The sequence below is a fragment of the Microlunatus ginsengisoli genome, assembly GCF_039537205.1.
GTDB lineage: Bacteria > Actinomycetota > Actinomycetes > Propionibacteriales > Propionibacteriaceae > Microlunatus > Microlunatus ginsengisoli.
Window position 1 is genome coordinate 1 of sequence record NZ_BAABAB010000046.1, and the last position, 11,759, is coordinate 11,759.

Consider the following 11,759-nt stretch of genomic DNA (forward strand, 5'->3'; position numbering starts at 1 on the left):
CCACATAGCAGCTGACCCCGTTAACCGGCCAACACCTTCCAACCCGCCCGATTAGCCGGATAATGTTGGGACAACGCCGTCGCCGAGTCGTTCTTCGCCTCGCTGAAGGGTGAGTGCATCGATCAGCAGTCCTGGCCGACCCAGGCCATGGCCCGACGGGCCGTGGTCGACTACATCGCCTGGCACAACGGCGCCCGGCTCCACTCCACCCTCGACTACCAGACACCCAACGAATACGAAGGAACGAGCACCACCAGCCAAGATCAACAGATCACGCCTCAGGTAGCCTGACCAAGCCATCAACCCTGCCCGGTCAAAACGGGGCAGTCGCACTCCCTGCTCCGCGGGATCTGTGCGCTCATGATCAACAGCTCTCGTACCCGGGGGCTGCGCGATCGCATCGAGTTCGCACACGCCGACATCCGGACCTGGGGCATCACCGGGCCACTGTGTGATCGCGTGCCTTCAATTGTCGAATTGGGCGCAGTCGAGCGCGTTGAACTGCGCCAGGGTCACCACTTTGTTCGGCGGCATGTCGCTGGTGTCGCTGGGTCCGAGATCGTTGGCTATCAAGACTTGGCCGGGCTTCAACGCGTCCAGGTCATCGGCATCGAACTCGTACGGTCCGTCGGCGGAGAAGCTGCTGTCCTCGGTCCAGCCGTAGATGGCCATGTTCTTGGGCTTCGCAGGCACCGACTCCAAGGGCGTGGTTGGAACGACACCGTTGACAACTGGCCCCAGCAGCGGCCACGCCACCTTCAACCCACGAACGGGTGCGGTGATGGACCAGTCGGTGAACAACTCGTTGTTGGAGTTGGCGCCATTAGGGTCGTCGGGCCAGTACAGGCTGGCGCCGTCCAGCAGATGGTGACAGGTCCGCAGATACACCCACAGTCGGCCATCCGCCACCCGTCCGATCCCGACCCAACCGTCTCGGGGAACCGAACAGCCCGCAGCAACCAGCGCAACCACCGCCAAGGCCACCACCATCCGCCATCGCGACGTCACCCGCCGATCCTCCTCCATCACACTCGTCGAAGCGACTCGATCGCGGCCCTACCACCGCCAGGTCGTCGATCAGCGGGCCGCTCTGTGGCCCAGGCGCGTATCCACGGGGTGCCTAACGACAAACAATGTGGGGTAACGGCACCGCACGCTCGTCGTGAAGACTCCCATACTCACGCGCGAAGCGAGTGCGAGAACACGACTACCCCTGTGTTCTCTCGCGACAGTGAAGTTGGTGGCTACCGGACCGGGAGGCGAGGTGGCCACGGACCACCGAGTCCATCGAAGCTGCAGTGGATCGTTCCGCAGCCGGCGCCGGGTTAGGGCGCTTCTGTCCAAACTGGCCCTGCCCGAGACCTCCTCGAGAGAATCACCTCAGCGGTGGTCGCCTGCATTACCCCCAACGTTCTTGGACTTGCCCTAGCGATCGCCTTGATCGGGCACCCCAGAGTGCTCGATTCGACAGTCCGGCCCTGGATATACGACGGTCTCGCGACCGTCGTCGTAGCGGACGTAGTACGGCGGAGCACCGGCCTCACCCCGCGTTTCGATGACGAGTGCGCTGTGCTCAGGCGTCCCGACGGAGTTGGACTGGAAATGAAGACGATCACCAACCGAAGCTCGCACGGCTCCTCCTTCAAGCAGGACTCCCCCTCCAGTCTGGACCACCGAGCCGTTGGCAGGAAGGGTGCCGACGGGTAGTTTCGCTCGGTGCCTCTGGGGCGCCTGGCTGGATTCGGCCAGATGATCCGGAGGTCCCGTCCTAGGAGTTCGTGGCCGGGATCTGGCGCCGGCCACAATCGTGGTCATCACGCAGTTGCCCGCACCCTTGGGGCGTTGGTAGTGGAGTCCGATCCGTTCGTACATTGTTCGGGTCGCGCTGTACAGGAAAGACGACGAGATCTCCTTGTCTGGCGGCAGGTCGCGCGGGTACGCCTCGACCAGACCGTTGCCAGCATGCGCGATGAGAGCCAGCGCTCCGCGGACGCCGATCGCGGCGAAGCCCTGCCGCCGGTAGCGCAGGTCGACGAAGAGACAGGTGATCCGGTAGTCGGGTCGCTGCACGAACCTCTGGTGTGCGGCGGGCCCACGCCTCGCGTCGTGCGACCCGGTCGGCGGCGGCCCAGGTCTTCGGTGCGGCCACAGGCAGCCACTCCTGGTCTTGGCAGGCCGAGCCTTCGGCAAGGCGGCCCGCCGGCCGGATGTGGTCCTAGTGCGGCGCGGGCGCGCCGTTCGGCTGGACGGCCAGCCATGTGCCGCCGAATTCGTCGACGTTGTGGCACAGGACCTGGCGCTTTCCCTCGTGCGCGTAGAAGTACAACGGGTGCCCCGCGTAGGTCACCTGGGTAGCGCCATCGCTGCGCCGGGTCGTCCCGAGAAGCCCGCGGCGCAGCGGTTTTCCGCCGTGCGGATTCCCCTTGGTGAGCACGGGCGGCCAGGCTCTCGCACACGCGCCGTAGCATGCCGGACGACTGTTCCGCTCCGCGTCGAAGAGGTAGATCGCCTGGCCGGAGCCGTCGTACAGGATCGAGCCGAACTGGCTTTCGGCGACGACGATCGCGGTGCCGGGCTCAGCTGCCCGCGGACGTCCCGCGGAGGCCGGTGAGGCTCCCGGCGTCGGCGCTGACGAGGATCGAGCTGCCGTCGGAACGGGTCCGGTGGAGGGGGCCGGCGGTGAGACAGGGCGTTGTGGTCCGACTGGGCCTGGGCCGGCGTGGCTGCCGCAGGCCGCCAGCAGCAGGGCCGCGATGGCGACACCGGGTGCTCGCAGGCGGGTCCGGGCCGCGCGGATCGCTGGCCGCGGACCTTCGGCGCTCCGTATGCGGTCCATGAGCTACACGACCTCGACGGGATAGCTGGTGATGTAGATCTCGAGCTGCTGGAAGCGTTGCAGCAGGTGCGACTTGAAGTGCCGGATCCACTCGGCGTGTGCGGGGCTGTCGTCGACGTCGACGGATAGCACGGAGAGCCGGTCCCGGTACCGGTGCTGGTTGGGCGCGGTCCACGTACCGAGTGCCGACTCGGGCCGGAAGGTGAAGGCGCCGAAGACGTCCGCGGCTTCGGTCAACGACTCCGGCAGGCAGCGGGGGCACCGGTCGGCGACCAGCCGGCCATCGTTGAACTCCTCCGGCAGCAGGATCTCGTAGCGCCGCATGCTGGCCACCTCGGTCTACCGACCGCCCTGGACGGCGCGTCCGCCACTCCCGAGCCGGCTTCGACCCGCGGCCCCGGACAGCATGCACGCGACGATGTGATGGAGCGATCGTCGGGTGGTCATCATGGCCTGGCGCGCGGCCACGGCGGGGATATTGTCGTCCGTGGGGTGCTCCTCGATGGCGAAACGCCTGCGGGGTTCGCCGACTCTGTCCGGTAGTGCTGTGTTGTCGTCTTCGAGTCCGCAGCCGGTGGAGGTGTTACGTGACGGCGTTGATCGAGCAGCCGGCAGCGAGTCGTCGACTCGACGTCTCGGTTGCCGATCCGGTGGGGGCCTTGTCCCATGGCGCCCTAGTAAGCGTCGATCGCGCTCCGGTCCGCCGTGCGGGTGTCGGTGTTCACCACCCCGTGAACGTGCTGGGCTCGGTCGATCACGACACCCTCAGCCCCGACACTGTCAGCGCTGGCGCCTGGACGGCGTCGGGGCCGGTATTCCGCATCGTGAACGGCCGACCGTGAACGCGGGACAGTCGGCGGCGGCTGGGGCGGTCGTGGCCGCGCATCAGCGGACCGGTCGTCGGATCGCGGTGCAGGGTGTGGAGACGTTCCTGCTGGACCGCGGTGACGGCGAGCCGGTGGTCTGCGTGCACGGGGTACCGGCCTCGTCCTTCCTGTACCGCAAGGTGCTCGACGAGCTGGCCGCCCGCGGCCTGCGAGGCATCGCTTTCGACCTCCCCGGGCTCGGCCTGGCCGACCGACCCCGCGACTTCGACTACAGCTGGACCGGTCTCGGCCGCTACGCGGCCGCCGTCGTCGACGCGCTCGACCTGGATCGGTTCCATCTCGTCGGGCATGACATCGGCGCACCGGTCGCCTTCGAACTCGCCGCCCGGCGATCCGACCGCGTCGCGTCGCTGACCATCCTCAACGCGCCGGTCGCGGTCGGCTCGTTCCGCCGGCCGCTGGTCATGAAACCGTTCGCCGTGCCCGGTCTGGGCGAGATCTACCTCCGCGCCGTCACCCCGGCCATCTTCCGACGACTGATGCGCTGGCAGGGCATCGCCGACCGCAGCAAGATCACCGACGCTGAGCTGGACGCCTACCTGCTGCTGCTGCGCGGAACCGACCAGGGCCGCGCATTCCTGCAGATCATGCGGTCCTTCGAGCTGACCCAGGCCAAAGACCAGCTGTACCGGCGCGTCCTGCGCGACAGCGGCCTGCGGGTCCAGATCATCTGGGGCGAAGCCGACCCGGCACTGCCGGTGGCGACCCGCGGCGAGCAGGCCCGCCGCGCTGCCGACCTGCCGACCATCCACCGGCTCCCCGGCCGGCACTTCCTGCAGGAGGACAACGCACCAGCGCTGGCCGACCTGATCGCCCGACATGTGTCGAACTGAGCCTCGTACCCTGAACCCACCCAAGATCATCAGCTGCTGGTTCTCGTCGCCGCACCGCCGCCCAGGGACGGCGGGTTTGCCGGCTGCCGGAAGCCCGATCAGCGCGAGCCGTCCCCTTCGGTGTTCACGGCTGGAGCACCGTGATCTGCTTCGCGGACCGTGGTGGGTCGGGGAACACGCCGTCCAGGGCGCGCGCGGCCAGCATCGGCCACGATGACCCGTGTCCCCGCAGCCTCGCCATCAGGATCGCGGCGGAAACCAGGCACACCACCTCCCACTGCCCGGGGCCGCAGCGACTCGGCCAGCAGCCGGGCCACTTCGGCCGGGTTGGCACCGGCCTGCACCGCGTGCGCCGTTGGTGCTTCTGGGTCCCGCTCGCACCAGCCCCACCACGTGGGCGCGCGGCCGCAGCAGACCGTGCCGGTCGACGACCAGACCCTCCCCCGGCGCGGCGTCGTCATCCTGCGTGTCGCTCGGCAAAGAGGCGTCGGGTTGACGGCCGGCGAGCTGGACCGGTTCGCACCGATGGCCTGCGCCAGCGCGACCGCGCCAGAGTCGCCCAGCCTGACCGTCCGGTCAGCTGCGACACGACACCGCCGGACGCGGTGCGCGACACCAGCGTCACGGCCCCGCCATCCGGCACCGCGGCGGCGAAGGCGGCGGCACGCGGCTCGAAGGTGCGCGGGTTGGTGTCGATCACCTCGACCCGCTGCCTCCGCCAGTTGCGACGTACGGGCCGTCGGCGGCTGCCCATGACGTTTTGCACACCGCTACCCATGCGGCGGACTGCCGCTCAGCCGGCCCGAGCGCGATGTGCGACGCCGGCATCCGGACCGTTTCGCCTCGGGTCGGTCAACCTTGCCGGGACGAGGCCAGCAAGGTTTCGCCGTGCATCCCTGGCAGGGCCGGCGGGGATCGATCCGAGCCATGATCGATGCTCTCCACACCCGCCGCTACGGCAGCTTCGAGAACTGCCTTGCGCGAAGCCGTGCACCCACTCCGCACCGCGGTCCGGCGCGGATCGCGGTCGGGTTTGCAGATTTCGCGGGCTGCCGGGGGTGCTGTTTCACCCGTATCGCAGCGCGCCGACCGCACAGCCCGGCTGAGCCGGCGCCAGCACACGCTGCCAGGCTCACGCCCCACCATGGGCGTCGACGAGCCGTCCGGGCAGCTGCGTCCGCGCGGTGGCCAGCCACCCGTTGAGCACCTCCGAGCGGGCCCAGCCAGTCGCGGCGTCGGAGTCGAGGAGGAAGAGGCCGCGCGTGGGACTGCTGGCGCCGAGCTCGGCCAGAACGGGTTTGAGGAAGGCTTCCGGTGCCAGGCTGTGCCGCCAGTCGCCACCGAGCATCAGCGGGATCGTTGTGACGTTGGCCAGCGACCCGGCTGCGAACAGGTCCAGGAACACCTTCAACAATCCGGTGTACGTGGACTTGTAGGTCGGGCTGGCCACCACCACGAGTTCTGCCGACGACACGTCGCCGACGGCCTGCGCGACCGCCGGGTCCTTCCAGTCCAACAGCCGTGCGCCGAAGTCGGCAAGATCGACTGCCAGGTCCGGTGCATGTCCGGTCAGCTTCTCGATGACCAGATGCGCCGCCTGATAGGTCCTGGACCGGGGCCTCGGATTCCCCACGACAACGGCGGTGCTCATCAGCGGATCCTCTGGTTTCAAGCTCGGCATGGGATGCCGATTCGGTGGATGGGTGTCGCGGATGGTCTCTGACGCGCCGCGGACGAGCCGCGGACGGCGCGGCGGGTTCTGGTCGGTGCGGCCGCGCGGTTCAGGGGGGAAGCAGGGTGCTGCAGAGGCGGGCCAGTCCGAGTTTCCTTCGAATGAACATTGCGTTGATCGCGCGTGCCGGGGAACTGGCGATGTGGAGGAGGGACATTCGTGTCGTCGTCCAATCCGCCCCGTTGGGCTGTCGCGTTGACCGGAGCGGGCCGGTCGGGTCCTCGCTCTCGGCCACGCCACCGCGCCGCGGGGGCTGGGGGCCAGCAGGCCGCTCGTCCGGTTGCCCGCCTCTTGGCTGTCGTCGGCGGCCGCGAATGGGTGGCGTCGGGATCTCGGAGTAGTCGGCACCGGTCGTGCCATCGCGGCTGGCTGCGTGCGTGGTGTGCCGCAGGACGGTGACTGTCCGGCAGGTCATTACAGCGCGCTGCGGGTGCTGAGCTTGTGGTAGATCCGATCGGCATAGACCAGTGCGTCTTGATCGGTGGCCTGTTCGGTGTCGCAGACGGAGGAGCTCAGGGCTTCCACGCAGACCAGGAAGCTCGAGCCGACCGGGGTGCGTTGCACGATGCGACCGCGCACCCAGTTCCCACTTCCCTGGAGGAAGGGTTCGCCGGTGTCCAGCAGGGACCACCCGCCGCGGGCGAAACGGTCGATGCCGCTGGTCGCGAATCGAGCAGACAGGTTGGCCTGGGCGGCGGTCAGGAAGTTGACCACGATCGTTGCAGCCTTCGACAGTGGTGGCCATGAGCTCGACTGGCCGGCGACGGAGAACGCGAGCAGCGGCGGGTCGGCGGACACCGAGATGACCGAGGTCGCGGTGAAACCGACCATCCGATCCTGGTCACGCAACGTGATGACGGTGACGCCGGCCGGATGCTTGCGGAATACCGACTTGAACTCCTCCGGCGTGAGCCGGTCGAGGGTTGGCGTTTTAGCGTTCTGCTCGCCTATCGCGGTGGTCATATCGTTTCCCCTGTCGAGACTGCCGGGTTCTTGCTGCCTGTCATCGACCTGAATGCTCAGGTCGGTTGGATGCCGTCGGCGGCGACCGACTTCGTCCTACCGGCCACGATGTCGGCGGGTCGGTGCCGGTATTCCCTCCACGTGCGGAGACTCGGCGAGCCGCTTGTGTTCGGCTCAGCTGCGGACGAGGTCGGACTCGCGTGGTGTGGCTCGCGAGAGTCGGATGGGCCGGCCGCGTGGGACGACGTGCGCTGCTCAACTTGCGAGCTGCGCTGCTCCGGCCGTCGAGCTCTCGGCCACGACATGGCCTTGCTGGTACAGGTTGAGCGGTCGGGGCAGGCCGTAATGTTCTCGCAGGGTTCGTCCGGTGTACTCGCGCCGGAACAGGCCCCGGTCTTGGAGGATCGGGGTGACGTGGTCGACGAACTCGCGGAGCCCGGAGGGCAGTGCCGCACCCATCACGTTGAAGCCGTCGGCCGCGCCGTTCTCGAACCAGTCCTGGATGACATCGGCGGCCTGTTGATAGGTTCCGATGAAGGTGAAGTGTCCGCGGCCGCCGCCGAGCCGGCCGATCGGTTCCCGGACGGTGAGCTGCTCGCGTCGGGCGAGCTGCACGATGAGCTTGGAACGGCTCTGCGCTCCGTCGATCGTGTCGCTGTCCGGGATGTCGTCGGGGAGCTGTTCGTTTAGCTCCAAGCGCTCCTGCGGGATCTCCAACACGCTGGCCAGTTGCTGCAGGCCAACCACGGGGTTGATCAGATCCTCCAGCTGCTGGGCTTTCGCCTGTGCCTCGGCCTCCGTGGCGCCCAGGATCGGGACGATTCCGGGCAGGATGATCACAGACCCGGGGTCGCGGCCGGCGTCGGCGGCGCGAGCCTTGAGATCCGCGTAGAAGTGTTGCGCATCGGCCAGGGTCTGATGTGCGGTGAACACCGCGTCGGCGTACCGGGCGGCGAAGTCTTTGCCATCCTCCGACGACCCGGCCTGAACCAGCAGCGGATGACCCTGCGGGGGACGTGGCACGTTCAGGGCCCCCGCCACCCGGTAGTAGGTGCCGCTGTGGTGCACGTCGTGGACATTGGCCGGATCGATGTAGCGGCCGGCCGCCTTGTCAGCGTCGCGAGCGTCGTCGTCCCAGCTGTCCCAGAGCCGGCGGGAGATGTCGACGAACTCGGCGGCCCGGCGATAGCGGTCGAGGTGATCGGGACGGTCTTCCAGCCCGAAGTTGCGTGCCGCGTCGGCGCCGGCGGTGGTGACGATGTTCCAGCCCGCCCGTCCGCCGCTGGCGTGGTCGAGCGAGGCGAATCGTCGCGCCAGATTGTATGGCTCGTTGTAGGTGGTGGACGCGGTGGCGATGAGACCGATGTGATCGGTTGCGGTGGCGAGTACGGCCAGCAGGATGGTCGGTTCCAGCTGGCCGCCGGGCCGATGCTCGATGCCCTTCCAGACAACGAGCCCGTCCGCGAGGAACAGGGAGTCGAACTTGCCCTCCTCGGCGATCCGTGCGATCCGGCGCCAGTGGTCGATGTCGATGTCGGCATACGGGTCGCTCTCGGGCAGCCGCCAGGCGGCTTCGTGATGACCGGAGCTCATCAGGAAGGCGTTGAGATGGAGCTGTCGTGACATGTGGAATGAGTCCTTTCGACGAAAGAGGTCAGGAGGCGAGCCGCTCGGGTTCCGTACTGACGCCGAGGGCGTCCAGCAGCAGCGAGCGGTACGCGGCGAGTTGGTGATCGCCGTAGCTGCGGGGGTGGGGAAGGTCGACGGTCAGGTCGACGCCGATCTGTCCGTCCTGCAAGACGAGAATGCGGTCGGCCAACACGATCGCCTCGTCCACGTCGTGGGTCACCAACAAGACCGCGGGCTGATGTCGTTCACACAGTTCCCTCAACAAGACGTGCATCTTGATCCGGGTGAGTGCGTCGAGGGCGCCGAACGGTTCGTCCGCCAGCAGCAGTTCCGGCTCACGGACGAGCGAGCGCGCGAGGGCGGCCCGTTGGGCTTCGCCGCCGGACAGTTCCGTCGGCCACGCCCGTTCCCGACCGGCCAGGCCGACCTCGGCGAGCGCGGCACGCGCCCTGGACTTGGCGTCAGCCCTGCGGCCGACACCGAGAATCACGTTGGGCAGGACCCGCTTCCACGGCAACAGGCGGGAGTCTTGGAACACTACCGACACCCGCTCCGGTCGCTGGATCTCACCGACGCCGGTGACGTCGTGGTCCAGCGCAGCCAGGGCGCGCAGCAGCGTGCTCTTCCCCGATCCGCTCTTTCCCAGCAGCGCGACGAACTGGCCGGGCGCGATGTCGAGGTCGAGATCGTCCAGAACGGTCCGGGTGCCGAACGAGCGGGTCAGGCCGGAGACGCGGACGGCCGGAGCGTTCAGTTGCTGATGGTTCGCCGCCACGACAGGGCCCTCCTCTCCACGAGCCGGACCAGGAGGTCGGAGATGAAGCCGAACATGCCGTAGACCGCAAGCCCGACGACGATCACCGCGGTCTGTCCGTAGTTCGTTGCCTGGAACATCATGTAACCCAGTCCGTTGACCGCGTTGATCTGTTCGAGCACCACCAGGCCAAGCCAGGAATAGGTGACCGCCATCCGCAGCCCGACGAAGAACCCCGGCAGCGCACCGGGCAGCACCACGTGCCGGATGAACTGCCACCGGTTCAGCCCGCTGACCTCGGCGAGTTCGACGAACCTCAGATCGATACCTCTCAGAGCCGCATGGAGGTTCAGATAGATCGGGATGTAGACAATGATCGCGATGATCGCGACCTTGAAACCCTCGCCGATGCCGAGCCAGACGATGAACAGCGGGATCAGCCCGAGTGTGGGGATCGACCGGTTGACCTGGACGGTCCCGTCGATCAACGCGTCGCCGGCCCGGCTGAGCCCGGCCAGCAAGGCGAGCGAGGTGCCGATCACGAGGCCCAGCAGGAGCCCCTTTCCTGCCCGCGCCAACGAGGTCAGGGTGTCCTGGCGCAACGATCCCTCGGTCCACAGATCCCAGCCGGTCTGGGCGACCGTCCAGGGTGCCGGCAGGGTCCGTGGGTCGAGGTGTCCGGTCGCCGAGGCAAGTGCCCAGAAGCCGACGACCACGGCCGGCCCCAACAGCCGCGAGCCGGACAGCGTCTTCTTGACGCTCAGTCGCCGTTGTCTGTTTCGTCGGACAGCCCGCGGAGCCTGCGTCGGCCCGGCGGAGGCCAGCGGGGCGCTGCTTGATACCAACAGGGTCGAGGTCTGCGCCATGTCAGCTCCGGTAGGTCTGAGGGACGGCCTCGGCGGCGAGCCCCTCGAAGCGGCGGTCGAAGAGCAGGTCCGCCTTGAACGACTTGACGAACCCGCCCTCGGCGAGAAGGTCGATGGTCTCCTGTTCCCACTGCAGCGCCTCGTCCCAGCTCGGCGGGAACAGCGGCTTGCTGGTCAGCTCGACGATGCTGCGACCCTGCTCCGCGGTGAGCTTTTGGCTGTCGACGTAGTACTTCTGGATCCACTCGTCGGGATGTTCGTAGACCCAGACCTTGCTCTTCGCCCAGATCGGGATGTAGGCACGGATCGCGGCGGCCTTCTCCGGCTGCGCCAACACGTCCTCGGGCGACCAGAGAATGTCCAACCTGTCGATCACGTCAGTCTTGATCGTCTTCGCGCCGTCGCCGCCGTACTGCTGCAGGTAGCTGGGGACCTGGCTGATCCCGAGCGGGGCGATGTCGACCTGGCCCGACTGCAGAGCAGGCAGGAACTGGTTGCTGGTCAGCGGGATCAGGTCCACCTCCTTGTTGCTGTAGTCGATTCCTGCCCCTTTCAGCGCGCGTAGCAGCACCACTCCCTGTGCCTGGCCCTGGGAGAAGGCAAGCTTCTTGCCCCTGAAGTCGTCGACGGTGTTGATGTCGCTCTGCGGCTTGGTGGCAAAGACATAGATCGGCCTGCGAGTCAGGTTCACTGCGACGATCCGGGCGCCTTGATCTTGGAAGTATGCCTGGATCGGTGGGATGCCCGCGTTGTTCGCCACGTCGAGCGACCTGGCGCGGAAGGCATTGATCACGTCAGGGCCCGGCCCGATGTTGGGCCAGGACGAGACCGTGAACGGCAGGGCGTCGAGGAGCCCCGAATACTTCATGGCCAACTCCTGGGCCTGCTGTGACGACGCGATCGACAGCGATGCACCTTCCGGCACGGCGGTGGGAATCGGGTCGCTGGCCTTCAAACCGCCGGGCGCCGAACCGCTGGCGACGGCGCAGCCAGCGACCCCGACAGCCGCGACGCCCCCGATCAGAGACAAAAGGCTGCGTCGCGACAGCCCGGTCGCGAGAGGAGAAGAGGTCTGGAAAAGATCGGACATGGTTGTTGTTTCCTAGCTGTCGGGACCGTTCACGCCACGAAACGGAGACACGATCCCGACGAACGCGCACCTCACGCAGAGGATGCAGGGTAGATGAGGAAGGAGGCTGTCCGTGGCCATGAAAAAGTCCCCACTGGTGGCCAGTTCTGGTCCCCAGTGGTGGCCAGGT

Annotated in this window: 12 protein-coding genes and 1 pseudogene; 3 read left to right on the forward strand and 10 right to left on the reverse strand. The window is 67.6% G+C overall.

What is annotated here, in order from left to right:
• Positions 1 to 75: 75 nt before the first annotated feature.
• Positions 76 to 291 (forward strand): annotated as a pseudogene (locus ABD747_RS22545) (IS3 family transposase); the annotation flags it as partial.
• Positions 292 to 465: 174 nt separating this feature from the next.
• Here the strand turns inward: ABD747_RS22545 and ABD747_RS22550 are convergent.
• The 4 genes from ABD747_RS22550 to ABD747_RS22565 all read right to left on the reverse strand — a co-directional run bounded on the left by ABD747_RS22550 (position 466) and on the right by ABD747_RS22565 (position 3,160).
• Complete coding sequence (locus ABD747_RS22550) at positions 466 to 1,008, reverse strand: hypothetical protein (RefSeq protein ID WP_344808892.1); 543 nt, start codon at positions 1,006 to 1,008, stop codon at positions 466 to 468.
• A gap of 417 nt (positions 1,009 to 1,425) precedes the next feature.
• A complete protein-coding gene (locus ABD747_RS22555) occupies positions 1,426 to 2,070 on the reverse strand; it encodes a DUF1918 domain-containing protein (RefSeq protein WP_344808894.1) in 645 nt (214 codons plus the stop codon).
• Positions 2,071 to 2,215: 145 nt separating this feature from the next.
• Positions 2,216 to 2,434 carry a COG4315 family predicted lipoprotein gene (locus ABD747_RS22560; RefSeq protein WP_344808896.1) on the reverse strand — a complete coding sequence of 73 codons (219 nt, stop codon included), beginning with the start codon at positions 2,432 to 2,434 and terminating at the stop codon, positions 2,216 to 2,218.
• A 405-nt stretch (positions 2,435 to 2,839) separates the two neighbouring features.
• Entirely contained in the window at positions 2,840 to 3,160 is a 321-nt protein-coding gene (locus tag ABD747_RS22565) for a hypothetical protein (protein WP_344808898.1), read from the reverse strand.
• Positions 3,161 to 3,423: 263 nt separating this feature from the next.
• Between ABD747_RS22565 and ABD747_RS22570 the strand changes: the two genes are divergently transcribed.
• Positions 3,424 to 3,678 carry a hypothetical protein gene (locus ABD747_RS22570; RefSeq protein ID WP_344808900.1) on the forward strand — a complete coding sequence of 85 codons (255 nt, stop codon included), beginning with the start codon at positions 3,424 to 3,426 and terminating at the stop codon, positions 3,676 to 3,678.
• Positions 3,675 to 4,556, forward strand: a complete 882-nt coding sequence (locus ABD747_RS22575; protein ID WP_344808902.1) for an alpha/beta fold hydrolase — start codon at positions 3,675 to 3,677, stop codon at positions 4,554 to 4,556. The genes ABD747_RS22570 and ABD747_RS22575 overlap by 4 nt, the downstream gene beginning before the upstream one ends.
• A gap of 1,132 nt (positions 4,557 to 5,688) precedes the next feature.
• Here the strand turns inward: ABD747_RS22575 and ABD747_RS22580 are convergent.
• The 6 genes from ABD747_RS22580 to ABD747_RS22605 all read right to left on the reverse strand — a co-directional run bounded on the left by ABD747_RS22580 (position 5,689) and on the right by ABD747_RS22605 (position 11,590).
• Entirely contained in the window at positions 5,689 to 6,207 is a 519-nt protein-coding gene (locus ABD747_RS22580) for an NADPH-dependent FMN reductase (RefSeq protein ID WP_344808904.1), read from the reverse strand.
• A gap of 495 nt (positions 6,208 to 6,702) precedes the next feature.
• The gene (locus ABD747_RS22585; RefSeq protein WP_344808906.1) at positions 6,703 to 7,251 is read right to left on the reverse strand and encodes a flavin reductase family protein; all 549 of its coding nucleotides are present in this window, start codon (positions 7,249 to 7,251) and stop codon (positions 6,703 to 6,705) included.
• 255 nt (positions 7,252 to 7,506) lie between these two features.
• Positions 7,507 to 8,877: an LLM class flavin-dependent oxidoreductase gene (locus ABD747_RS22590; RefSeq protein ID WP_344808908.1), complete on the reverse strand. Its 1,371-nt coding sequence runs from the start codon at positions 8,875 to 8,877 to the stop codon at positions 7,507 to 7,509.
• A 28-nt stretch (positions 8,878 to 8,905) separates the two neighbouring features.
• Positions 8,906 to 9,655, reverse strand: coding sequence for an ABC transporter ATP-binding protein (locus tag ABD747_RS22595; protein ID WP_344808910.1), 750 nt, complete (start codon positions 9,653 to 9,655; stop codon positions 8,906 to 8,908).
• Entirely contained in the window at positions 9,631 to 10,500 is an 870-nt protein-coding gene (locus tag ABD747_RS22600) for an ABC transporter permease (protein ID WP_344808912.1), read from the reverse strand. Before ABD747_RS22600 ends, ABD747_RS22595 begins: the two co-directional genes overlap by 25 nt.
• 1 nt (position 10,501) lies before the next feature.
• A complete protein-coding gene (locus ABD747_RS22605) occupies positions 10,502 to 11,590 on the reverse strand; it encodes an ABC transporter substrate-binding protein (protein ID WP_344808914.1) in 1,089 nt (362 codons plus the stop codon).
• Positions 11,591 to 11,759 lie beyond the last annotated feature (169 nt).